Raw genomic sequence first — 22,263 nt, forward strand, 5'->3', positions numbered from 1 at the left:
TCGCCTACTTCTCGTCACGCAGAAGGAAGGCCAGGACCGTCGAGACCCAAGCGTCGCGCGCCTCGATCATGGTCCAGTGGCCACAGTTGGGGAACACGTGGAATTCCGCGTTCGGGATGTCGCGCATCGGCAGCAGGCCCATGTCGACCGGGCTCACGCGGTCGTCACGACCCCAGGTGAGCAGGGTGGGGGCCTTGATCTTGCCGAACTGCGCCCAGTAGGGGGTGCCGTCGGCCTGCGCGTTCGCCGCAGCCATCGCCGCGAATGCCTTGGAGCTGTACATGCGGCGGGCGATCTCGAGGGTCTTGGGCTCGGTCGCGAGCGCCCAGCGCTCCTCGATGAGCTGCTCGGTCACGATCGCGGGGTCGTAGACCATGGACTGCAGCCAGCGGATGAGGCTCTCGCGGGTCGGGTTGTCCGTGAACTCCATGAGCAGCTTGATGCCCTCGCCCGGGTTGGACGAGAGGACGTTCTTGCCCATGCCGCCGATCGAGACCAGCTTGTTGACACGCTCGGGCTGGGCGATCGCGATCCGGGTGGCGACGACACCACCCATCGAGTTGCCGATCATGTCGACGGCGCCCAGGCCGAGACCGTCGAGGAAGGTCGGCACTGCGTTGATCGCCTCGACCATCGGGTGGCCGTCGCACGGATCGGACACGCCGAATCCGGGGAACTCGAGCACGTAGCAGTGGAAGTGCTCCGCGAAGTCGGCGAGGACGCCGCGGTAGTTGCGCCAGCCCGTGACTCCCGGACCCGAACCGTGCAGCAGGAGCAGCGGCGGACCGTCGCCGGCCTCGTGGTATCGGAGCACACCCCCATCGGTGTGCAGCTCCCTCAGAGTTCCCTCGTAACTCAACTCAGCAGTCATCGTTGCCTCTGTCCCTCATGTGTCATCCGGGTCACAGCCCATTCGGGTGGCAGGCTGCCAGTCCGCGCCGAGGTGGGCCATATCTCATCCCGATGAGCGAGACCATAAGTTCCCTGTCTGCGCCTGTCAGGGGTGGTTCCGCTGACCGAGACAGCAGTTCAGAGCCACGAACGTGCCGCCATACGCTCGCCAACATCAACTTCGGCGCGCTGGGCGCCGATCGATCACACCGAATCGGAGGTGGCCCCATGCCCACAGAGGTGATTGCACACGAGAGCTCGGTGGGAGCGCCGACTCCGGCCGACATGCGCCGGGTCATGGGCCAGTTCGCGACCGGCGTGACGATCGTGACGGGTCTCGACGACGACGGGCCGGTCGGGTTCGCCTGCCAGTCGTTCGCGTCGGTGTCGCTCGAGCCGCCGCTGATCCTGATCTGCGCGGACCATCGCGGCCGGGCGTGGCCGCGGATCCGTGAGACCGGCCGCTTCTGCGTCAACGTCCTGCACGAGGAGCAGTCCGACCTGTGCTCGCGCTTCGGTTCCAGCCGGGGCCGCAAGTACGAGGATCTCGACTGGGAGCTGTCGCGGTGGAACACGCCGTCGCTACCGGACGTCCTGATGCGCGTCCACGCCGAGGTCGAGAACGTCCACGTCGCCGGCGACCACGACGTCATCGTCGCCCGCGTCCTCGAACTGGACACCGTCTGCGAGGAGCGCCCGATGGTGTTCTTCCGCGGCCAGTTCGGCATCGAGGGCCCCGCCCCGATCGCGATTCCCGATCCCGCGCAGGCGGCGCGCTAGATCCCGCTAGATCCACTGCCCGCTCTGGATGGACAGCAGGCGGTCCATCGCGTCGGCGGACCAGGTGTTCGCGGGCGTCTCGGGTGCACGACGGCCACGCCGGGGCGCGCCGAGTTCGGGGTAGAGCGTGCGCGACACCTCGCGGGCCGCGTCCACCACGAGCGGCGCGACGCGCTCGAGTTGCGCGGTGCGTGCGTCGCCGCACAACGAGATGCCGGCGACGGGGCCGTCGTGACCGCGGATCGCGACCCCGACACACGCCACGCCGCGAACGGATTCGCCGCGCTCGAAGGCCAGCCCGCGACGCTGCCGGATCCGGTTGAGCTCCTGGTGCAGCGTCGGGATGTCGGTGATCGTGCGGTCGGTGCAGCGGCTCAGGCGCGCCTCGTACAGGCTGTCGACCCGCTCGGGGTCGAGCCACGCGAGCATCGACTTGCCACCGGCGGTCGAGTAGGCGGGACCGCGTCCGCCGACGCGCGACGGCAGCGACGCCGCGAAGCGCCCACCGACCTTGTCGAGGTAGACGCTCTCGCTCCCGTCGAGGACCGCGAGGTGCACGACCATCCCGGTCTGCATGTGCAGTTCGTGCAGCAACGGCGCTGCCGCGGCACGGATCTCGCTGTGGCCGCCGTCGCCGCCGCCGAGTCCGAGTGCCCGCCGACCCAGGCAGTAGCCGAACGAGGCGTGCTCCACCCAGTTCAGCCGAACGAGTTGGTCGAGGATGCGGTGGACCGTCGAGCGCGGCAGCTGCGTACGGCAGGCCACTTCCTCGAGGGTCAAGCGCGATGCGCGGCCGTCGAACGCGTCGAGGATCAGCGTCATCCGTTCGACCATGGACGGCGGCAGATCGCGCCGCGGCGCGGGAGCATCGACCGACTCATGTGAATCGACGACAGTCATCGACACCTCCAAACAACATCCGCGCCCCTGATCAGCGGGGCGAACCGGTGCAAAACTGAAATCAATTCTGTCAGGCTAGCAGGTGCATCCCGCTGGGCGGGACCGATATCGATTGATTATTTGCCCGAAATCGGACATCGACATCATGCCGCCAGACGCCCTGGCAAGCGCGCGGACGCACCGGGCGCCGACAAACTCCCGGTCACCGGAAAACCTGCGGCGCCCGTCATGGTGCTCGGGTAGAACGAATCGACAATGGCCGATCCAGCAACGGAGCTGTAGGGATGCATATCGGAATCGTCTCCCCCGTCGTGGTGCTGCACCCCGGCGCCCACTCGGAGTGGGAGCGTGGCGGCGGAATCTCCGACCTCGCCCGGGTGGCCGAATGCGCGGATCGTCTCGGCTTCCACCACCTGACCTGCAGTGAACACGTCGCAGTCCCGGTCGAGGTGGCTGAGGCCCGCGGCGGAACGTACTGGGATCCGCTCGCGACGTTCGGCTACCTCGCCGCCCGCACCACCCGGATCCGCCTCGCGACCCAGGTCCTCGTGCTCGGCTACCACCACCCGCTCGAGATCGCCAAGCGCTACGGCACCCTCGACGTCGTGAGCGGTGGACGACTGGTCCTCGGGCTCGGCGTCGGAACGCTGAAGGAAGAGTTCGACCTGTTGGGTGCGGCGTTCGAGGATCGCGGCGCCCGCGCCGACGATGCGCTCGCCGCGCTGCGCGCCGCGCTGTCCCGGAGCGTGCCCGAGTACCGCGGAACCTACTACGAATTCCAGGACCTCCTCGTCGAACCGCACGCCGTCCAGGACCGGGTGCCGCTGTGGATCGGCGGGCGCACGATGCGGTCGCTGCGCCGGGCCACCGAACACGGCGACGGATGGGTCCCGTTCGGGCTGAGCGTCGACGAGCTCGCGACCATGCTCGGCAAGGTCGATGTCCCCGACCAGTTCGACGTCGTCCTGAGCGCCGGCGCGCCCCTCGATCCCTTGGGGGCGCGCGAGCGCACCGTCCGCGCCCTCGAACGTCGACGCGACGCGGGCGCCACGATCACCAGCGCGTCCATCGCCGCGACGGGCAGCGCGCACTACTGCGAACAGCTCGAGGCGCTGCGCGAGCTCGGCGTCGGCCTCGGCCTCGAGTTCGATCCCGCGCGCAGCTGACGCGGCGCCGAAGAACAGCCGTTACACCCGATTTGCTGGACAAACATTTTGAAGGAGATCTGATGACCGATACCGCCGCGCTCGTCCAGTCCCTCGTCGAGCGGGTTCAGCTGCTCGAAGACAAGATCGCCATCCAGGAGATCATGACGGCCTACGGTCCGGCGGTCGACTCCGGCGACGCCGACCGGGTGGGCGCACTGTTCGCCGAGGACGGCGTGTACGACGTCGACATGCGCATCATGCGCGGCCGCGCCGAGATCATGGAGATGGTCCGCACCCGCCCGCACCAGGACTACATCGGCGGCGGCTGCGGTCACCTGCTCGACCCGATGAACATCCGCGTCGAGGGCGACACCGCGGTCGCGACCTGCCATTCGCAGCTCATCATGAACGACGACAACTCGGACGGGTTCCGCGTCTGGCGTGTGACCGCGAACCGCTGGGAGTTCGCCCGGATCGACGGCCGCTGGCAGATCACGTACCGCACGGGTCGGGTGCTCGACGGCCGCCCCGAGGCACGCGACCTGCTGGCCCGCGCCGGTAGCTGACCTCCCGAACGACGAAACGGCCCGCTCCCCGAAAGGGAGCGGGCCGTTGCCGTCAGGACCGGAACGTCAGTCGGCGGCTTCGAGAGTCGCCTTCGCCCAACGGTAGTCGGCCTTGCCCGCGGGCGACCGGACGACCTCGGGGACCACGACGAGGGTGCGCGGCACCTTGTAGCCCGCGATCCGGGTCCGGCAGTGCGCGGTCACGTCGTTCTCGTCGAGATCGTCGACGCCGGCGCGGGCCGAGATGACGGCCGAGACCCGCTGCCCGTACGTGGGATCCGGGATCCCGGCGACGAGCGCGTCCAGCACGTCGGGGTGACTCTTGAGCGCCTCCTCGACCTCCTCGGCGTACACCTTCTCGCCGCCGGTGTTGATGCACGACGATCCACGGCCGAGCACGATGATGGTTCCGTCCGCCTCGACGCGCGCGAGGTCGCCGAGAACCGACAGCCGCACACCGTCGACGACGGGGAACGTCGCGGCCGTCTTCTCGGGGTCGCCGAAGTAGCCGAGCGGCACGTGTCCGGCGCGGGCGAGGTAACCGACGGTGTCCGAGCCGGGTTCGATCGTGGAGAAGTCGGTGTCGACCACGCGCGCCTTGGGCGACGGCGCCATCCGCAACAGGCCGTCCTCATCCTTCTTCAGTTCGCCGTCGTTGCCGGACTCCGACGAGCCGAACGCGTCCCGGAGGTAGACGTTCGGCAGCAGCTTGCCCAGCTTCTCGCGGACACTGGCGGACCACAACGCGCCGCCGGAACCGATGATCCACAGCGAGCTGAGGTCGAACCGTTCACCGTGCTCCTCGATCGCGTCGGAGAGCGGACGGGCGATCGCATCGCCGACCACCATCACGGTGTTGATCTTGTGCTGGTCGACCAGTTCGAGGGCATCGACCGGGTCGTACTTGGACATGAGGACCTGCTTGGAACCCATGAACATGCAGGTGAACAGCGAGTACGACGCGGCTCCGTGCATCAGGGGTGCAGTGATCAGGTACGACATCGCGAACTGGTTCGCGGCCGCAGCGGCACCGAGCTCGGCGGGCGAGAGGATCGGATCGCCGCCCATGATGGCGCCGCCTGCGAGTGCGGCGTGGTAGAAGTCCTCGTGCCGCCACATCACGCCCTTGGGCATGCCGGTGGTGCCGCCGGTGTAGATGATGTACAGGTCGTCGTTGCTGCGCTCGGGGAAGTCGCGCTCGGGCGACTGGTCCGCGACGGCCTTGTGGAAGTCGGCGACCGAGATGGTGGTCTCCGCGGCGGCAGCGGCCTCCGAGAGCGCGGGTCCGGCGGCCTCACCGATGAGCACGATGTGGCGCACCGTGGGGCACTTGGGAAGCACGTCGGCGATGACATCGCTGAACTCGCCGTCCGCGATCACCGCCGCGAGCTGAGCGTCGTTGTATAGGTACGTCAGCTCGGCGTCGACGTAGCGGAAGTTGACGTTCACCGGGACGGCACGGATCTTGAGGCAGCCGAGCAGCGACTCGACGAACTCGATGCTGTTGCGGGCGTGGAGACCGACGTGGTCGCCGGGCCGGACGCCCTGAGCAGCGAGGTGGTGCGCGACACGGTTCGCGCCGGCGTCGAACTCGGCGAATGTCCGCGACTCGTCGCCGCACACGAGCGCGACCTTCTCGGGGATGGCGTCGATGACAGCTTCGGTCAGGTCCGCAAGGTTGAGTGACATGGGTGGCCCTTCATGGAGAATCGCACAACGAGCAAGAGTGCGTTCTACCACATAACACGCCCCCGTGTGCCTGAAATCACAACATACCGAGTAGAACATATTTCGATATGCCGATCAATAGCCCCGCGAAGAGTTCCCGGGCCCGCCCCGGCGTCTACCGGATCCCGCGCTGATCAGCGGAAGCAGGGTGTCGCACGCGCGCGATCAAAATCCGCCAGACCCTTGTGAAAAAACTAGAATGAATACTAGTTTGGGGACATCGCATAGAAGGTAAGGAGCCTGACATGGTGGAATCCCTCAGCTTGGCCGGCCGCACGGCCATCGTCACGGGAGCGGGAGCGGGACTCGGTCGCGCCGAGGCGCTCGCACTCGCCGAGGCCGGCGCAGCGGTGATCGTGAACGACATGGGCTCGGCCGCCCACGACGTCGTGGACGAGATCAAGGCCGCGGGCGGACAGGCCCTCGCGATCACCGGCGATGTCTCCGACTGGTCGCTCGGCGCACGCATGGTCGAGGAGGCCGTCACGAACTTCGGTTCGATGGACATTCTGGTCAACAACGCGGGCATCCTGCGCGACAAGATGATCTTCAACCTGTCCGAGTCCGACTGGGACGACGTCATCCGCGTGCACCTCAAGGGGCACGCCGCGACGTCGCGCGCGGCGGCCGTGCACTGGCGCCAGGCCAGCAAGGACGCCGGCGGCCCGATCTTCGGTCGCGTCGTCAACACCTCGTCCGAGGCATTCCTGTTCGGTTCCGCCGGGCAGCCCAACTACTCCGCGGCGAAGGCCGGCATCACCGCGCTGACGCTGTCGACCGCGGCGGGCCTGTCCCGCTACGGCGTGCGCGCCAACGCGATCTGCCCCCGCGCACGGACGGCGATGACGGCCGAGGCGTTCGGTGACGACAACACCGCGACGCAGGGTCTGGATCCGCTGGCTCCCGAGCGCGTCGCGACCCTGGTCCGCTACCTCGCCTCCCCCGAGTCCGACGAGATCAACGGCCAGGTGTTCGTGGTCTACGGCAAGATGGTCGCCCTCATGGCCGCGCCGCAGGTCGAGAACCGTTTCGACGCCGCCGGTTCCGAGTTCTCGGTCGAGGAGCTCGCCGGGCAGCTCACCCCGTACTTCTCGGGCCGCGGGCCGTACGAGACCTACGCCGCCTACAGCGTCGCGGGCCTCGAGAAGATCGCCCTGGCCACCGACGCGCCCGCCGGCGTCTGATCCGGCAGCGGGGGTTCGTCATGAGACTGCAGGGCAAGGTCGCGATCGTCACCGGTGGCGCGGGCGGCATCGGCCGCGCGATCACCCGCGTTTTCTCCCGTGAGGGCGCGAAGGTGCTGTTCGTCGACATCAGCGATGAGAACGGCTTCGCGCTCGAGAAGGAGATCGCGGACGCCGGGGGCGAGGCGAAGTTTCTGGGCGTCGATATCTCGCAGCCGGATTCGGCGACGGCGATCCGTGACGCGGCGGTCGCCGCGTTCGGCGGCATCGACGTGCTGGTGAACAACGCGCACGCGTCGCGGCAGGCCCCACTGCTGGAGCAGACCCAGGAGATGTTCGACATCTCGTTCAACACGGGCTTCTATCCGACGGTGCACCTGATGCAGGCCTGCTACGAGGAGCTGAAGAAGTCGCAGGGCTCGATCATCAACTTCGGGTCCAGCTCCGGCCTCGAGGGCATGCCGACGCAGACGTCGTACGCGGCCGCCAAGGAGGCCATCCGCGGCGTCAGCCGGGTGGCCGCCAACGAGTGGGCCGCGGACCAGATCCGCGTCAACGTGCTCTGCCCGTTCGCGGCGACCGAGGGAGTCGTGGCCTGGCAGAAGGCATTTCCCGAGCGCGCGGCCGCGTCCGTCGCGAAGGTCCCGCTGCAGCGGATCGGCGATCCCGAGACCGACATCGCGCCCGTCGCGCTGTTCCTCGCGAGCGACGATTCGAAGTACATGACAGGCCAGACCCTCATGGCGGACGGCGGCAGCCTGAAGCTGCGCTGATCACTTTCTCGACAGCGGAGCTGAGAATGTCCCGGCTGTACCAATTTTCCGGTACCGCCTCGTAGCCTCCTCTGTCGGCGGTATAACCCTGGCAGCTTGCTGTGTGATGCAAGCCACCCAACAAACCGTCGACAGAGGAGTTCCATGACCGATAGCCGGGCGAACAGAGCCGCTGCAACTCGGGGGGTTGCAAATGTCTCACGCCGCCGATTCCTTGCCGGTACGGGCCTGACCGCGGGAGCGCTGCTGCTCTCGTCGATGTCGACGTCCGCTTCCGCGTCCCCCCGCCGAGCCATCGCCGACGGCGACCGGATCCCGGCACTCGTCATCGGCAGTGGGTACGGCGGCGCGGTCGCCGCGCTGAGGCTGACGCAGGCCGGCATCCCCACCCAGATCGTCGAGATGGGCCGCAGCTGGGACACTCCCGGCCCCGACGGCAAGATCTTCTGCGGCATGCTCAACGCCGACAAGCGCTCGATGTGGCTGTCCGACACCACCGATCAGCCCGTCAGCAACTTCATGGGCTTCGGCATCAACAAGAGCATCGACAAGTACGTCGGCGTGCTCGACTCCGAGCGGTTCTCCGGCGTCAAGGTCTATCAGGGTCGCGGCGTCGGCGGCGGCTCGCTCGTCAACGGCGGCATGGCCGTCACCCCGAAGCGCAACTACTTCGAGGAGATCCTGCCCTCGGTGAACTCCACCGAGATGTACGACAAGTTCTTTCCGCGTGCGAACGCCGGTCTGGGCGTAAACAACATCGACCAGGCCTGGTTCGAGTCGACGCCGTGGTACCAGTTCGCGCGCACGGGCCGCAAGACCGCTCAACGGTCCGGCTTCTCAACGACTTTCGTGCCGAACGTGTACGACTTCGAGTACATGAAGCAGGAGGCCGCGGGCCAGGTCACCAAGTCGGGTCTCGGCGGCGAGGTCATCTACGGCAACAACGCCGGCAAGAAGTCGCTCGACAAGACCTATCTGGCGCAGGCCGCGGCCACCGGCAAGCTGACGATCACGACACTGCACCAGGTCACCAAGGTCGCCCCGGCGTCCGGCGGCGGCTACAGCGTCACGATGGATCAGATCGACGAGCAGGGCAACAAGATCGCGACCAAGGTCGTCACCGCCGACCGGGTGTTCTTCGCCGCCGGCAGCGTCGGCACCAGCAAGCTGCTGGTCTCGATGAAGGCGCAGGGGCATCTGCCGAACCTCTCCTCGCAGGTCGGCGAGGGCTGGGGCAACAACGGCAACGTCATGGTCGGCCGCGCCAACCACATGTGGGACGCCACCGGCTCCCAGCAGGCGACCATCCCGACGATGGGCATCGACAACTGGTCGGATCCGACCGCGCCGATCTTCGCCGAGATCGCACCGCTCCCCGCAGGCCTCGAGACGTACGCGAGCCTGTACCTGGCGATCACGAAGAACCCCGAACGCGCTCGCTTCCAGTTCAATTCGAGCACGGGCAAGGTCGATCTCTCCTGGTCGGTGTCGCAGAACCAGCAGAGCATCGACATGGCCAAGAAGGTCTTCGACAAGATCAACAAGAAGGAAGGCACGATCTACCGGACCGACCTGTTCGGGGTCTACAAGACCTGGGGCGACGACTTCACGTACCACCCGCTGGGCGGCTGCCTGCTGAACAAGGCCACCGACAACTACGGGCGCCTGCCCGAGTACCCCGGCCTGTACGTGGTCGACGGCTCGCTCGTCCCCGGCAATGTCGGCGTCAACCCGTTCGTCACGATCACCGCGCTGGCCGAGCGGAACATGGAGAAGATCATCTCGACCGATCTCGTCTAGGCGCCCTGCTCGCGTCCCCTCGAATGCCTCACGGGGACGCGAGCAGGCCCTTTCTGCGATAGCCTTTCAGCATGCTCGACCGCGTGTCGCAGCGGTCTCCGGACGGACCATGTCCGTTCTCTCCCTACATCTCATCGGCGGCAGGCGGCCCGAGTCGACCGTGACCGGTCGACGGTGAATGAGGTGAATGAGAGGACATCGCGATGTCGACACGTTCGAGTTACGTCGAGGGCACACCCGCTTGGGTTGATCTGCAGACCTCCGATCAGCCGGCGGCGAAGGACTTCTATGCCGCACTGTTCGGCTGGTCGTACGACGACCGTCCGATGCTGGACGACGCCGTCTACTCCATCGCCACCCTGCGGGGCGAACGGGTCGCGGCGATCGCCCCACTCCCCGCCGGATCGTCACCCTCCGAGACCCCTTCCCGATGGAACACCTTCCTCGCGGTGGCCGACGCTGACGCGTCGGCCGCGAAGGTGGAACCCGCCGGAGGTCGGCTCCTGCTCCCGGCCTTCGACGTCGGGGAGGCGGGGCGGATGGCGCTGGTCGCCGACCCCACCGGCGCCGAGGTGGGGCTGTGGCAGGCCCGCGAACATGTCGGCGCGACCCTGGTCAACGAGACGGGCACCCTGATCTGGGACGAGCTGATCACGGACCAGCCGTCGACCGCCCTCCCCTTCTACGCCGCCGTGGTGGGGCTGGGCAGTGCCACGATGCCGATGCCCGACGGCGACTACACCGTCCTCCAGGTGCAGGGCGACGGCGTCGGCGGCTGTGCGCCGCCGCCGCGTCCCGACGTCCCCAACCACTGGCACGTCTACTTCTGCACCGACGACACCGACGCCACCGTCGCGAAGGCCGCCGCGGAGGGTGGCGCGCTCATGGCCGAACCGTTCGACATGAAGACCGTCGGACGGATGGCGGTGCTCACGGACCCGCAGGGGGCGGTGTTCAGCGTGATGCAGCCGGAACCGGCGTCCTGATCCGGTCCCGGCCGCGGCCTCGTCAGGAGAGGTCGAACAGCTTCGTCGCGTTGTGGTGGACCACCGCGCGCACCCAGTCGTCGCCGAGGTCGAAGCGTTCCAGCGCGTCGAGCGCGTCGCGGTACGAGTACGGGATGTTGGGGTAGTCGCTGCCGAAGAGGATGCGTTCGCCCAGGTCCCGCAGCCGCGACACCTCTCCGCGCGGGAATGCGACCTGCGCCTCGGTGAAGTCGGTGAATGCCATCGTCGTGTCGAGATACACGCTCGGATAGCGGTCCGCCAGGTCGAGGAACTCCGAGTACTCCGGCATCCCCATGTGCGCGATCACCAGCGCCAGCCGGGGGTGCCGGGCGAGCAGCCTCGCGATGCGGTCGGGCCCGGTGAACCGGCCCGGCGCCGGCCCCGATCCGCAGTGGATGACGATCGGGGTGCCGCTGTCCTCGAGCAGTCCCCACACGGGATCGAGCAGCGGGTCGCCCGGGTCGTATTCGCCCACCTGGATGTGCGACTTGAACACCCGGGTCCCGGCGTCGAGCGCCGCGGTGACGTACTCCGGCGCCGATTCCTCCGGGTAGAAGGTGGCGGTGTGCAGGCAGTCGGGTGTGCGGGCCGCGAAGTCCGCGGCCCACTGGTTGAGCCAGGCCGCCATGTCCGGCTTGTGCGGGTACAGCATGGACGTGAAGTGGCTGACGCCGAACGCGCGCAGATGCTCGACGCGAGAGTCCTCCTCCATCCGGTACCGGATCGGCCACTCCCGGCCGATGAGCGGGCCGGCGGAGTCGAAGTAGGCCCACACCTTGTCCATCACCCGCTTCGGCATGAAATGGGTGTGGACGTCGATCAGCGACGGCAATCCCAGGCGCTCCCGGAACGCGATCACGTCCGCGGCGTCGGACTCCCAGTCCTGTTCCACCCGATCAGCGGATTCACACACGCACTGCCCCTCTCGCCGGCCTGCTGTCCGGGGTGACGCCGGACACTCCAGACGACCCTAGTCCCGAGCGTTTGCGCTGAGTGAGACCTGGGTTTGACGCGGGCCGAAAGGGCCTGAAAATCTACCTAACACTTGCTTGGTTTCCCACGGCTCTCGAGAAGGCATTGACGACATGACCAGTTCATCTCCCCTGTTCCAGCCGCTGAAGGTTCGGTCGCTCGAGCTCGCGAACCGCATCGTGATGTCGCCCATGACACGCTCCTACTCGACCGACGGGGTCCCCGGCGACGACGTCGCCGGCTACTACCGCCGCCGCGCCGAGGGCGGCACCGGGCTGATCGTCACCGAGGGCGTCGCGATCGACCACGAGACCTCGGTAGACAACTCGCGCGTGCCCCGCCTGTTCGGAGATGACGCCCTCGCGGGCTGGCGCAAGGTCGTCGACGGCGTCCACGAGGCCGGCGGCAAGATCATCCCGCAGCTGTGGCACGTGGGACCGTTGTGGGGCGCGATGAGCAAGGTCGACCCGGCCCTCAAGCCGATGCGCCCGTCCGGCGAGTGGGGCCCGCTCGGCACCACGTCGTACCCGGATTCGTACGTCGAGTGGGCGCAGCAGACCACCGAGGCGATGACCGAGCAGGACATCCAGGACGTCATCTCCGCGTTCGCCCGCGCCGCCCGTAACGCGATCGACGTCGGCTTCGACGGCATCGCCCTGCACGGCGGCCACGGCTACCTGCTGGACTCGTTCCTGTGGGCCGGCACCAACAAGCGTGACGACGAGTGGGGCGGCGACCTCGAGCGCCGCACCCGCTTCCCCGTCGCCGTCGTCGAGGCGATCCGTGCCGAGATCGGCGAGGACTACCCGATCTTCTACCGCTTCTCGCAGCACAAGCAGCAGAACTACACCGCGCGCATCGCCGAGACCCCCGACGAGCTGAAGGTCGTCCTCGGCGCGCTGGCCGACGCCGGCGTCGACGTGTTCGACGCCAGCATCCGCCGCTTCGACTTCCCCGCCTTCGAGGGCAGCGACCTGTCGCTGGCCGGCTGGGCCAAGGAAGTCACCGGCGCGATCACCATGGCCGTCGGCAGCGTCGGCATCGGTAAGTCGCTCCGCGACAGCCGCATCGAAGGCTCGGCGCCGGCCGTCGACAACATCCCCGAGCTCGAGAAGCGCATCGGCGGCGGCGAGTTCGACCTCATCGCGATCGGTCGCCTGCACCTCGCCGATCCGGCACTGGCCTCGCGCCTGCGCGCCGGCGACCCGCTGCCCGAGTTCGTCCGCGACGTGCACGAGGCCTCGCTGACGTAAGCCCCCCGCTCGACGTCGCCCACAGGGTCGTCGCGCCTCCTCTCGCCGAGGAGTTGCGACGACCCTGTCGTCTTTCGGTGGCGCCGACCGCCGGCGCACGAATAGACTCGGCGCGGTGCTCGTATGGATCAATGGCGCGTTCGGTGCAGGAAGGACGCAGACTGCCTTCGAGTTGAATCGACGTGTCCCCCGCTCCCACATCACCGCCTGGCCGCCGAAGACGTTGATGTCAGGCACTTCTCGCTGACCGCCTCGCCCGAGACCCTCCAACGTAGGCTGCGGACGCGCAGTGGCTACTGACTGGGCCGGGCCGTCGGGCGAGACGAAACCTGGGCGATGCAACAGATCGACCGCTGCGTCGCAGCACTGGCCGAGCCAGATTCACCGAACACATCGCCACCGACGATCGCACCATCGACGACGTCGTCGAAGACATCGCAGCGCGCACAGGGCTGCAGCTCGCCCGGGGCCGCCTGACCCCCGCCCGCTATCAGCTTCGACGAGCCGCGGTCGGCATCCGCCACATCAGGACCTGAACGGGGACGCGCGGCTGCTCGTGCAGAGAGATGTCACGTTCGCCGGGAACGCGACGCCCGGCCCGACATAGTGTCCCAGCAATCAGGAGCGCTACGGAACCTTTCGATGTCGTTGCAGTGGAACAGATATCGCTCCTCCCTCAGACGGAAGTGGTAGCGCGGGCTCGGATGTGTCCTTTCGCGACAGAAGGAACGGGGTCGCAAGGAGGAGGACACCGGCGATTCCGATGGCGATGCGGGCGTCAGTGATGACAGCGAGCATGCCCCACAGAGCGGTCAGTACGGCGATAGCACCGGTACCGGTCACGTTCCAGGCCACCATCACCCGGCCGATCCTCTCGGCGGGAACGCGCTGCAGCCGCTCGGTGGCAAACAGAGGGTTGAACACTCCCATGCAGGTGATGAGCGCCAGTTCGACGACGATGACGAGGACGACGCCGGCCGGGCCGGGCATCACGAGGATCAGCCCCACCGGCCACACTGCGCGGAGCGCACCGGAGACGCCGAGGACGCGGCGGCGCCCGTACTGGGCCTCCAGCCGGGGAGCTATCCGAGCGCCGACGAACCCACCGATACAGGGGAGCCCGAACGCGAGTCCGTACTGCCAGGCCTCCCAGCCCAAGTCCCTGAGCAGCAGGACGGCGAGCAGGGGTTCGGTGGCCATGATCAGCGCGTTGACGGCCACCGTGTTCCAGAACAGCGGGCGCAGCCGCCGGTCGGCGTTGATGAACCTCCAGCCCTCGACCACGTCCGTGGTTCGGAACGCCGAGGCCTTCTCGCGGATCGGCTCGGGTTCTCGCTCGCGGATCATCCCGATACTCAGCGCCGACAGGAGGAACCCGGTGGCGTTGGCGATCACCGTGACCACGGGACCGAGAACGCTGATGGCTCCGCCGCCCACGGTGGGGCCGACCGCGGTGGCGGTCCAGGTGGTCGACTCGAACCGGCCGTTGGCCACCAACAGCTGATCCGGTCGCACGATCTGCTTCAGGTAGGCGCCGCTGGCGGCAGCGAACGCGATGTTCGACGCGGTGCTCACGACCGAGACCACCAGTAGCTGCGTATAGGTCAGCATTCCCAGCATGTAGGTGACCGGGATGGTCAGCAGGGCTGCGAAACGGACGACGTCGGCGACGATCATGACCGGCTTCTTGCGGTGGGCCTCGACCCACGGCCCCAGCGGAACGGCCAGCACCGCCCCCACCAGCAGGCCGGCCGCCGCCAGGACGGAGACCGCCGCGGCGCCGACATCGAGGACCAGGATCGCGATCAGGGGGAACGCGCCGAACCCCAACCAGGTGCCGGCCGTCGAGGCGGCGAACGCCGACCAGAGCCATCCGAACGAACGCCCCAGATTCTCCCGAGCCATGAAAACCCCTCCCCCACAACCGATCATCGACAGCGAGGATTCGACCAACCAGGCGGACGCGAAGCAAACAACGAGCGGACCCGCGAGTCACAACCGGGGGTTGTATCCGTAGGGTCTGGGCGGTGGACATCGAAGCCGTGCGCACCTTCGTCGCCGTCGCGGACGCCGGACAGTTCCAGGAAGCCGCCGTCGACCTGCGAATTACCCAGCAGGCCGTCTCCAAGCGGATCGCAAACCTCGAACGCGTGCTCGGGGTGAGATTGTTCGCCCGCACCGCGCGCGGGGCACGGCTGTCGCTGGACGGGCAGGCATTTCTTCCGCACGCTCGCGACGTTCTGCGGGCGGTGGACCGTGCGGCAGCGTCGGTACGTCCGGGCGAACGCACGTTGCGGGTCGATGTCCTCAACCGGCGCATCGCCCCAGCCCTCGCCCTGCAGAGTTTTTACCAGGCTCATCCGGGGATCGATCTGGACGTCGTCACGCTGCCGGATGCCAACGCGCCCAACGCGATCGAGGCCGTGCTCGCCGGCTCGATCGACGCGACATTCCGCTCGGTTCCAGTGTCCCCACGCGACCTGCCCGACCGCATCGTGGCCGAGCGAGTCCTGGACGATCCGTTGCAGCTGTTGGTAGGACCGGAGCACCCGCTCGCCTCGGCGCCATCTCTTAGTCCGGAAGACCTGACCGGGCACCGCATCTGGATCCCGGGGATCAAGCAGGGCACCGAGTGGGCCGCGTTCTACGACGAGCTCACCGAAGCTTTCGACCTGCGCATCGATGCCGTCGGGCCCGACTTCGGGGCAGAGGCGCTGATGGACGCCATCGCGGGTTCGTCCGCCCTGTCGACCCTGGTCGGTTCCGGTGACCGATACGTGTGGCCCGCGAATCACGGCCTGCGGCGAATCCCGATCATGGATCCGACGCCGGTCTATCCGCACTCGTTCGTGTACCGGAGCGGAAACCCGCATCCAGCCCTGGCCGCGCTGCGTCGGCACCTGCTCGAATCGCGACCCACCCCACCTGACAACCTCTGGACACCGAGCTGGGCCAGCTGAAGGGATGACACGGCATGCCGACCGGACGACGACTGCAACCCTGGCCGAATGCAGACGCCGCTCGGTAGGTTCGTCAGGGAGCTTCGGGACCCGGCGCGTCCGGGCACGGCGGGTTCAGGAACGGCAGACTCGGGAACGGCACGTTCAGGAACGGCACATTCGGAGGCGGCTCGTTCGAGCATCGTGTGCCCGCGCCCGGCTGGTACGGAGTGCTCAGCGCCCAGGCACCCAATGCCCCCAACGCGCCCAACGACCCCAACGACCCCAGCCCCAAGGATCCCAGCGATCCCACGGCCAGCGGTCCCAGACCCAACGATCCCAGTGCCGGTGGCAGGATTCCGCTGCCGGCGAAGTCGCTCCGACAGGCTGTGAGGACCCTTGTCGACGCCGGCGCCGATGTGACCGCCTTCTGCTGTGGATCGACGCCGGTCGCCCTGGCCGTGTTGTCGATGAAGCAGACGCCCTGATCGGCGTCGGTCACGTCGTACGTGGCGGTACAGGTCACCGACTCCCCCTGCTGGAGCGTCCCCGACGGGCACGTGGCATCGGGCGCCGGATCGGAACCCGTGAAGGCGACTTCATCCACGCCGATCTCGGAGACCGGAGTTCCACCGGTGTTGGTCACCACGAACGTGTAGGTGACCGTGTCGCCCGATTGGAGGCCGACCGCCGGAGAGCCCGACTTCGCGAGCGAGAGGCCGCCTGCAGTCGGCTGGGCGATGCCGGTCGGCCCGATGGCCAGTGTCGTCAGCGCAACCAGGCCTGTGAGCACTGCGATAACCAGAATCCGGAAAGTTGCACCGAAATTACGCACGCTGGATACTCCTTTTCGCCACATACAGGACAAATCGGGTTTTCGAACTCAGGTGCCGCGCAATACAAGCGTTTCGGAAGTTACTGGATACTCGCGATGAATACGTGCGAATGAGCGGTAAGCCCGCGTCGCACCATCGACCTGTCGCCGAGCGGGCCCAGGAAGCCACCGGCGCGATCACGCCGGCCGTCGGCAGCGTCGGTATCGGAAAGCCACTGCGCGACAGTCTCATCGAAGGTTCTGCGACCGGGTCGCCTGTGGGACAATGCACCGCGAACCTACTCGAAGAAGGCAGATCCTTGACGAAGTACGACGATGCCGACTGGCACTACGGCGGCATCTTTCCCGACGACCTGCCGAACGAGGCCGGCGGCACCCACATCGGCATGTTCGTGGCATGGTGCCTGCTGTCCGGTTTCGCGGGCGAGGACATCGCCGACGAGCTCGAGCCGCTCGAGTCGCGAGAGTCGACGCCCGGCGCCTTCCTGATGGACGTGCTCGACGAGAAGTTCGTCAGCGACGACCTCACCGCCGACGGCAACGCCTTCGCGGTCGCGTACTACGCGGGCGAGCACGACGACTCCTGCTATCTCGTCGACTACCTGGATGCGTTCGGTACGACCCCGACCGAGATCTACCGGGTCGAGGACAGCTGGGAGACCTACGACGTCATCGCGGACCGGATCGGCGCCCGCTTCCACGCCTGGCTGGACGCGGGGCGGCCGCAATTCGTCTCCGCACGGTAGACCGGACCGGCGTCGGGAAGTACACCGCGATCCTCAGAACAGCGTGAGCAGTGGTTCCGGATCGCGGGCGGGCGCGGAGGCCACGACGGACGGGCGCGGGTCCGGGCCGTGGGAGGCGAGACCTGCCCACGGCCGCGCCCGCTCCGGATCGGACGCGACGGCGCGGGCGGCCTCACCGGCCAGCTTGTCCGCCAGCTCGTTGAAGTGGTTGCCGACGTGCCCGCGGACCCAGCGGAACCGCACCGGCCCGGTCCGTTCGGTGATCGCTCGGTCGATGTCCTGCACCAGCTCGAGGTTCTTGACCGGCCCGCCGGACGCCGTCTTCCACCCCTTGCGCTTCCAGCCGGGCAGCCACTCGGACGCGCACTTGATGGCGTACTGGGAATCGGACTCGATGAGCAGCGGATCGGGACCGGGATGCGCCACGATGGCCTCGACGAGCGCCCACAGCTCCGCGATCTGGTTGGTGCCGGAGACCGCGCCGCCCGACCGGCTGGGACCCTCGTGATCGACCCACGCCCACCCGATGGCGCCACCGGGATTCTTCAGACACGAACCGTCGGTACTCACGATGATCATGGCTTCGGACAATACGTGCTCCCCCCGACATGCCTCGGTTCGGTCTCGGCGCGGCGGCGATAGGCTGCCGGGGATGACCGGTATGGCCTCCGAAGTGCAGTTCGAGGTATCGACGCGACGTCCCGTGGATCTCGCGTCGACGCTCGCGCCGCTGAGCCGTGGGCGCTTCGATCCGTGTCACCGCCGCGAGTCCGACGGGACCGTGTGGCGCACCTCGCTGCTGCCGTCCGGGGCTGTCACCTACCGCCTCCGTCAGCGCGGCCCGAGCGTCGTCGGCGTCCGGGCATGGGGACCCGGCGCCGCGGAACTCGAGATGTACGTGCCCGGCCTCGTCGGCGAGGACGACGTCGACGGGTCCGCCGACTTCGCGCCCACCCACCCGAAGCTGGTCGACGCGCACCGCCGGTTCCCGAACCTGCGGATCGTACGGACCGCGCGGGTCATGGAGTCCCTGGTGCCGGCGATCCTCGAACAGCGCGTGCACACCGTCGCCGCGCACACGTCGTGGCGTCGGCTCGTCCAGAAGTTCGGCACCGCCGCGCCCGGGCCGGCCCCCGACGGGATGCGGGTGCCGCCGAGTGCGGAGGCGTGGCGGCGGATCCCGTCGTGGGAGTTCCACCGCGCCAACGTCGATCCGCGGCGTGCGCAGACCGTCGTCGCGTGCGCGCGCGTCGCGGACCGCCTCGAGGAGACCGTCGGGATGGATCACGAGGCGGCGTACCGCCGGTTGCGGGCCGTCCCCGGCGTCGGGCTGTGGACCGCCGCCGAGGTGGCCCAGCGCGCGCTCGGCGACGCCGACGCCCTCTCCGTCGGCGACTTCCACCTGTCGGCGATCGTCGGCTGGACGCTGCTGGGTCGGCCCCTCGACGACGACGCGATGGTCGAGTACCTCGCCTACCTGCGCCCGCACCGCTACCGCGCGATCCGCCTGCTCGAGGTCAGCGGCCAGGCCCGCAAACCCAAGTTCGGGCCGCGCACGCCGCTCGTCGACCATCGGTGGCACTAGGCCTGAGCGCCCACTCCTCGCCCGGATCGGCGGGAACCCGCTCGCGACCGGAAGGAATGGGCGCTCAGGCCGACGGCGCTAGCCGTGCAACTTGGTGAAGTCCGGGTAGTTGGAGATCTCCCAGCCGCCGTCGACCATGAGGCTCGTGCCGGTGATGTAGTCGGCATCGTCGCTCGCGAGATACAGGCACGGCGCCGCGATCTGCTCGGGAGTGGCCGGACGCCCCATCGGGATCCGGTCGACGAACGCCTGCAGCAGCGGCTCGTACCCGGTCACGGCGGACACCAGCGGGGTGTCGACCAGACCGGGCAGCACGGTGTTGACGCGGATACCGTGCGGCGCGAGTTCGAGCGCGGCGTTCTTGCCGAACATCTCGACGCCCGCCTTACCGGTGACGTACGGGCTGCCGCCGACCATCGGGACCCGCGCGTTGAGCGAGGCGACGTTGACGATCGCACCGCCGCGGCCGTTCGTCGTCATGTGCCGGGCCTCGTGCTTGGTGCACAGGAACACGCCCTTCTGCACGAGGTCGACGGTGAAGTCCCAGTCCGACTCCTCGAGGTCGAGGATCGGGCCGCCGCGGGCGGCACCGGCCACGTTGAACGCCAGATCCAGCGCGCCGAATCGCTCCACCGCGACCGCGACCGCGGCGGCAACGGCGTCCTCCACCGTGACGTCGGCGACCGCCCCGACGAAGGCCTCGCCGAGGTCCTTCTCCATCACCTCGAGCGCATCGGCGGAGATGTCGATGCCGACCACCGACGCCCCCTCCGCGACCAGACGCGTCGCGACGGCCGCGCCGATGCCCGACGCCGCTCCGGTCACGACCGCGACCCTGCCGTCGAACCTGTTGCCCATCGACTCACGCTCAGCCATGTCCCACCTCCACGAGTACCTTCATGCGCCGGCCGGCGGACGCCGCCTGCACACCTTCCTCCACCACGTCGGCGAGCGGGACGCATTCGACCCATTCGTCGAGCGGGTACGCCCCGGCCGCCATCCGGTCGATGACGGCGGCGAACTCCTCGCGCGAGTACGCCAGCGACGCCATCAGCCGCGTCTCGGTGAACATCAGCGCGTACGTGGCGAGCGGCACCTCCTCCTTGTAGGTGGCGACCAGGACCACCGCACCGCGGGCCCGCGCGGCCCAGAGCGCGGTCTGCACTGCCGCGGCCACCCCGGCACATTCGAACACGGTGTCCGCCCCGATGCCGTGGGTCCGCTCGGCGACGGCCGCCACGGGATCCTGCGCGGCGGGATCGATCACGTCGAATCCCATTCCCGCGGCCACGGCCCGACGCGATTCGGACGGCTCGCTCAGCAGGATCCGGTCGACGCCCCCGGCCCGCAGGTTGAGTGCCGTCGCGATGCCGATCGGACCCGCCCCGATCACCAGCGCGAACTGCCCCGGCTCGACACCGCCCAACTCGACGGCGTGCAGCGTCACGGCCAGCGGCTCGACCACCGCGGCCTGCAGCAGGCTCACACCGTCCGGGATCTTGTGCACGTTGCCCGCCGGGACCACCGTGCGCTCCGACATGCCACCGCCGTCGGAGTTGAGTCCGTGGAAGGCGATGACCTGACACAGGTGCTCGAGTCCGGCGGCGCAGCGCACGCACGTGCCGCAGCTGTAGTTCGGCTGCACCACCACGCGGTCCCCGACGGACAGATCCTCGACCCCGGCACCGACCTCGCGCACCACTCCGGAGAACTCGTGACCGAGGATCTGCGGTCCGCAGGCCCCGGTGAGCGGATGCGGATGCTCCGAGATACCGAACGAGTGGATCATCCCGAGGTCGGATCCGCAGATTCCGTTGTACGCCACGTCGATCAGGACGTGACCGTCGCGCAGTTCCGGCTCGGGGACGTCCTCGACCCGCAGGTCGCCGACGCCGTGCAGAACGGCGGCCCTCATCGCTTGGCCGCCAGTTCGTCCTCGTACTTCTTCGTCATGTGCGCGATCGCGTCGTGCTGCGCCTGGTTGTGGCCCTCGCGCACCTTCCCGGCGCGGGTCGCCGCGTCCAGCAGCGGCTGGGACTGCCCCTGGAAGTGCGGCGCCACCTGCTGCGCGATCAACTCGAACGAGCGTCGGGTCGCGGCCGGGTTGGCCCAGTCGGTGCCCATGATCAGCATCGAACCGAAGCCGCCGGACTGGTCGATGAGCTTCTGGATAAGTTCGCGCGCCTGCGCGGGCGTTCCGATGATGCCCATGCCGGAGTGGTTCATGTACGCGATCATCTGCTCCATGGAAGCGCCACCGGAGCCGAAGTGCGGGAACGCCGCGACCTTGCCGAAGTAGTCGATCCACTCGCCGAGCCCGAACCGCACGTCCTGCTGGGCCTGCTCCTCGGTCTCCGCAATGTGCATGGGGCACACCAGCCGCCACTGATTGCGGTCCACGGTGGTCCCGAACTCGGCGGCCCGCTCCTCCATGATGCCGAAGTGGTGACCGAGGGCGTCGAAGCCCTCGGGGGTGAGGGTCGCGCCGATCGACAGCAGGCCCAAGCCGTGCTTGCCGGCCAACCGCGGTCCGGTGGGCGAGGCCACGCCGGCGACGACGATGTCGAACATCGGATGCGAGTACGGCCGCATCTGCAGCTGGGCGTCGACCAGGTTGTGCGTCTTGGTCTTCGCCGTGACCCGCTCACCGTTCAGCAGCCGCATCACGATGTCGAGGTTGTCGTCGAGCAGTTCGCGGCACTCGGTGGGGTTGAGCCCGATCATCGACGAGTCGGTGGGCAGCGAACCCGGGCCGACGCCCAGCATCACGCGGCCGCGGGTGAGGTGGTCGAGCAGCACCATCCGATCCGCGGCCCACAAGGGATTGTGGTAGCTCAGCGAGGTGACGCCCGTGCCGAGCTTGATGCGCTTGGTGCGTTCGGCCGCCGCGGCGATGAAGATCTCGGGGCTGCCGATGATCTCGCTGCCCGCCGAGTGGTGTTCACCGATCCACACCTCGTCGAAGTCGAGGCGGTCGAGATGCTCCACCAGTTCGAGGTCGCGCTGCAACGCGACGGTCGGATTCTGCCCTGCCGCGTGATGGGGTGCGACGAACGCACCGAACCGTAGCCTGCCCATGCGAGTACTCCTCTGAAATCGATGAAACGACGTACCCTCCGACGCTAGAATTCGTTCCGCCCTACCGGCAGTGCACTT

At 68.2% G+C, this 22,263-nt stretch carries 21 protein-coding genes; 11 read left to right on the forward strand and 10 right to left on the reverse strand.

The window, feature by feature from the left end; all coding sequences use genetic code 11:
- Positions 1–4: 4 nt before the first annotated feature.
- Positions 5–871 (reverse strand): alpha/beta fold hydrolase, encoded by an 867-nt coding sequence (locus DEU38_RS20160; protein WP_114723181.1) that lies wholly within the window; start codon positions 869–871, stop codon positions 5–7.
- A gap of 248 nt (positions 872–1,119) precedes the next feature.
- On the opposite strand from DEU38_RS20160, the gene DEU38_RS20165 reads away from it, so the two are divergent.
- The gene (locus tag DEU38_RS20165; RefSeq protein ID WP_114723182.1) at positions 1,120–1,671 is read left to right on the forward strand and encodes a flavin reductase family protein; all 552 of its coding nucleotides are present in this window, start codon (positions 1,120–1,122) and stop codon (positions 1,669–1,671) included.
- Between the two features lie 6 nt (positions 1,672–1,677).
- On the opposite strand, the gene DEU38_RS20170 is transcribed toward DEU38_RS20165, so the two are convergent.
- The gene (locus tag DEU38_RS20170; RefSeq protein WP_114723251.1) at positions 1,678–2,571 is read right to left on the reverse strand and encodes an IclR family transcriptional regulator; all 894 of its coding nucleotides are present in this window, start codon (positions 2,569–2,571) and stop codon (positions 1,678–1,680) included.
- 284 nt (positions 2,572–2,855) lie between these two features.
- Between DEU38_RS20170 and DEU38_RS20175 the strand changes: the two genes are divergently transcribed.
- Both DEU38_RS20175 and DEU38_RS20180 read left to right on the forward strand, forming a co-directional pair.
- A complete protein-coding gene (locus DEU38_RS20175) occupies positions 2,856–3,737 on the forward strand; it encodes a TIGR03619 family F420-dependent LLM class oxidoreductase (RefSeq protein ID WP_114723183.1) in 882 nt (293 codons plus the stop codon).
- A 62-nt stretch (positions 3,738–3,799) separates the two neighbouring features.
- On the forward strand, positions 3,800–4,285 hold the full coding sequence (locus tag DEU38_RS20180) for a nuclear transport factor 2 family protein (protein WP_114723184.1): 486 nt from the start codon (positions 3,800–3,802) through the stop codon (positions 4,283–4,285).
- Between the two features lie 66 nt (positions 4,286–4,351).
- Here DEU38_RS20180 and DEU38_RS20185 read toward each other — a convergent pair whose 3' ends face one another.
- Positions 4,352–5,974 (reverse strand): acyl-CoA synthetase, encoded by a 1,623-nt coding sequence (locus DEU38_RS20185; protein ID WP_114723185.1) that lies wholly within the window; start codon positions 5,972–5,974, stop codon positions 4,352–4,354.
- A gap of 284 nt (positions 5,975–6,258) precedes the next feature.
- Here DEU38_RS20185 and DEU38_RS20190 point away from each other — a divergent pair, with 284 nt between their 5' ends.
- The 4 genes from DEU38_RS20190 (at position 6,259) to DEU38_RS20205 (ending at position 10,756) form a co-directional block, all read left to right on the forward strand.
- On the forward strand, positions 6,259–7,197 hold the full coding sequence (locus DEU38_RS20190; protein WP_114723186.1) for a 3-oxoacyl-ACP reductase: 939 nt from the start codon (positions 6,259–6,261) through the stop codon (positions 7,195–7,197).
- A 20-nt stretch (positions 7,198–7,217) separates the two neighbouring features.
- Complete coding sequence (locus DEU38_RS20195) at positions 7,218–7,970, forward strand: SDR family NAD(P)-dependent oxidoreductase (RefSeq protein ID WP_114723187.1); 753 nt, start codon at positions 7,218–7,220, stop codon at positions 7,968–7,970.
- 144 nt (positions 7,971–8,114) lie between these two features.
- On the forward strand, positions 8,115–9,770 hold the full coding sequence (locus tag DEU38_RS20200; RefSeq protein WP_114723188.1) for a GMC family oxidoreductase N-terminal domain-containing protein: 1,656 nt from the start codon (positions 8,115–8,117) through the stop codon (positions 9,768–9,770).
- A gap of 203 nt (positions 9,771–9,973) precedes the next feature.
- A complete protein-coding gene (locus DEU38_RS20205) occupies positions 9,974–10,756 on the forward strand; it encodes a VOC family protein (protein WP_114723189.1) in 783 nt (260 codons plus the stop codon).
- A 22-nt stretch (positions 10,757–10,778) separates the two neighbouring features.
- Here the strand turns inward: DEU38_RS20205 and DEU38_RS20210 are convergent, their stop codons facing one another.
- On the reverse strand, positions 10,779–11,669 hold the full coding sequence (locus DEU38_RS20210) for an amidohydrolase family protein (RefSeq protein ID WP_397484738.1): 891 nt from the start codon (positions 11,667–11,669) through the stop codon (positions 10,779–10,781).
- Positions 11,670–11,862: 193 nt separating this feature from the next.
- Between DEU38_RS20210 and DEU38_RS20215 the strand changes: the two genes are divergently transcribed.
- The gene (locus tag DEU38_RS20215; RefSeq protein ID WP_114723191.1) at positions 11,863–13,002 is read left to right on the forward strand and encodes an NADH:flavin oxidoreductase; all 1,140 of its coding nucleotides are present in this window, start codon (positions 11,863–11,865) and stop codon (positions 13,000–13,002) included.
- Between the two features lie 627 nt (positions 13,003–13,629).
- On the opposite strand, the gene DEU38_RS20225 is transcribed toward DEU38_RS20215, so the two are convergent.
- Positions 13,630–14,907, reverse strand: coding sequence for an MFS transporter (locus DEU38_RS20225; RefSeq protein ID WP_114723192.1), 1,278 nt, complete (start codon positions 14,905–14,907; stop codon positions 13,630–13,632).
- 122 nt (positions 14,908–15,029) lie between these two features.
- Between DEU38_RS20225 and DEU38_RS20230 the strand changes: the two genes are divergently transcribed.
- The gene (locus tag DEU38_RS20230; protein WP_114723193.1) at positions 15,030–15,962 is read left to right on the forward strand and encodes a LysR family transcriptional regulator; all 933 of its coding nucleotides are present in this window, start codon (positions 15,030–15,032) and stop codon (positions 15,960–15,962) included.
- 73 nt (positions 15,963–16,035) lie between these two features.
- Here DEU38_RS20230 and DEU38_RS20235 read toward each other — a convergent pair whose 3' ends face one another.
- Positions 16,036–16,776: a hypothetical protein gene (locus DEU38_RS20235; protein WP_258558042.1), complete on the reverse strand. Its 741-nt coding sequence runs from the start codon at positions 16,774–16,776 to the stop codon at positions 16,036–16,038.
- A 110-nt stretch (positions 16,777–16,886) separates the two neighbouring features.
- Here DEU38_RS20235 and DEU38_RS20240 point away from each other — a divergent pair, with 110 nt between their 5' ends.
- Positions 16,887–17,522, forward strand: a complete 636-nt coding sequence (locus DEU38_RS20240) for a hypothetical protein (RefSeq protein ID WP_258558044.1) — start codon at positions 16,887–16,889, stop codon at positions 17,520–17,522.
- A 33-nt stretch (positions 17,523–17,555) separates the two neighbouring features.
- On the opposite strand, the gene DEU38_RS20245 is transcribed toward DEU38_RS20240, so the two are convergent.
- Positions 17,556–18,101 (reverse strand): ribonuclease H, encoded by a 546-nt coding sequence (locus DEU38_RS20245; protein ID WP_114723195.1) that lies wholly within the window; start codon positions 18,099–18,101, stop codon positions 17,556–17,558.
- A gap of 73 nt (positions 18,102–18,174) precedes the next feature.
- Between DEU38_RS20245 and DEU38_RS20250 the strand changes: the two genes are divergently transcribed.
- A complete protein-coding gene (locus tag DEU38_RS20250) occupies positions 18,175–19,107 on the forward strand; it encodes a DNA-3-methyladenine glycosylase (protein WP_114723196.1) in 933 nt (310 codons plus the stop codon).
- 78 nt (positions 19,108–19,185) lie between these two features.
- Here DEU38_RS20250 and DEU38_RS20255 read toward each other — a convergent pair whose 3' ends face one another.
- Genes DEU38_RS20255 through DEU38_RS20265 form a run of 3 tightly spaced genes read right to left on the reverse strand, consistent with a single transcriptional unit; the run spans position 19,186 to position 22,185 of the window.
- A complete protein-coding gene (locus DEU38_RS20255; protein ID WP_114723197.1) occupies positions 19,186–19,983 on the reverse strand; it encodes an SDR family NAD(P)-dependent oxidoreductase in 798 nt (265 codons plus the stop codon).
- On the reverse strand, positions 19,976–21,022 hold the full coding sequence (locus DEU38_RS20260; protein WP_114723198.1) for a 2,3-butanediol dehydrogenase: 1,047 nt from the start codon (positions 21,020–21,022) through the stop codon (positions 19,976–19,978). The genes DEU38_RS20255 and DEU38_RS20260 overlap by 8 nt, the downstream gene beginning before the upstream one ends.
- Entirely contained in the window at positions 21,019–22,185 is a 1,167-nt protein-coding gene (locus tag DEU38_RS20265) for an LLM class flavin-dependent oxidoreductase (RefSeq protein ID WP_114723199.1), read from the reverse strand. Before DEU38_RS20265 ends, DEU38_RS20260 begins: the two co-directional genes overlap by 4 nt.
- Between the last annotated feature and the right edge of the window lie 78 nt (positions 22,186–22,263).

Origin of the sequence: Rhodococcus sp. AG1013 (assembly GCF_003350365.1) — a bacterium.
Classification (GTDB): Bacteria; Actinomycetota; Actinomycetes; order Mycobacteriales; family Mycobacteriaceae; genus Prescottella.

Bases quoted from the DNA above. Each gene is read 5' to 3' on its own strand.
- DEU38_RS20165 (WP_114723182.1), top strand. From the start codon at position 1,120: ATGCCCACAGAGGTGATTGCACACGAGAGCTCGGTGGGAGCGCCGACT.
- DEU38_RS20225 (WP_114723192.1), bottom strand. From the start codon at position 14,907: ATGGCTCGGGAGAATCTGGGGCGTTCGTTCGGATGGCTCTGGTCGGCG.
- DEU38_RS20180 (WP_114723184.1), top strand. From the start codon at position 3,800: ATGACCGATACCGCCGCGCTCGTCCAGTCCCTCGTCGAGCGGGTTCAG.
- DEU38_RS20185 (WP_114723185.1), bottom strand. From the start codon at position 5,974: ATGTCACTCAACCTTGCGGACCTGACCGAAGCTGTCATCGACGCCATC.
- DEU38_RS20205 (WP_114723189.1), top strand. From the start codon at position 9,974: ATGTCGACACGTTCGAGTTACGTCGAGGGCACACCCGCTTGGGTTGAT.
- DEU38_RS20215 (WP_114723191.1), top strand. From the start codon at position 11,863: ATGACCAGTTCATCTCCCCTGTTCCAGCCGCTGAAGGTTCGGTCGCTC.
- DEU38_RS20175 (WP_114723183.1), top strand. From the start codon at position 2,856: ATGCATATCGGAATCGTCTCCCCCGTCGTGGTGCTGCACCCCGGCGCC.
- DEU38_RS20255 (WP_114723197.1), bottom strand. From the start codon at position 19,983: ATGGCTGAGCGTGAGTCGATGGGCAACAGGTTCGACGGCAGGGTCGCG.
- DEU38_RS20200 (WP_114723188.1), top strand. From the start codon at position 8,115: ATGACCGATAGCCGGGCGAACAGAGCCGCTGCAACTCGGGGGGTTGCA.
- DEU38_RS20250 (WP_114723196.1), top strand. From the start codon at position 18,175: ATGACCGGTATGGCCTCCGAAGTGCAGTTCGAGGTATCGACGCGACGT.
- DEU38_RS20160 (WP_114723181.1), bottom strand. From the start codon at position 871: ATGACTGCTGAGTTGAGTTACGAGGGAACTCTGAGGGAGCTGCACACC.
- DEU38_RS20195 (WP_114723187.1), top strand. From the start codon at position 7,218: ATGAGACTGCAGGGCAAGGTCGCGATCGTCACCGGTGGCGCGGGCGGC.
- DEU38_RS20170 (WP_114723251.1), bottom strand. From the start codon at position 2,571: ATGACTGTCGTCGATTCACATGAGTCGGTCGATGCTCCCGCGCCGCGG.
- DEU38_RS20190 (WP_114723186.1), top strand. From the start codon at position 6,259: ATGGTGGAATCCCTCAGCTTGGCCGGCCGCACGGCCATCGTCACGGGA.
- DEU38_RS20245 (WP_114723195.1), bottom strand. From the start codon at position 18,101: ATGATCATCGTGAGTACCGACGGTTCGTGTCTGAAGAATCCCGGTGGC.
- DEU38_RS20265 (WP_114723199.1), bottom strand. From the start codon at position 22,185: ATGGGCAGGCTACGGTTCGGTGCGTTCGTCGCACCCCATCACGCGGCA.
- DEU38_RS20240 (WP_258558044.1), top strand. From the start codon at position 16,887: ATGAGCGGTAAGCCCGCGTCGCACCATCGACCTGTCGCCGAGCGGGCC.
- DEU38_RS20260 (WP_114723198.1), bottom strand. From the start codon at position 21,022: ATGAGGGCCGCCGTTCTGCACGGCGTCGGCGACCTGCGGGTCGAGGAC.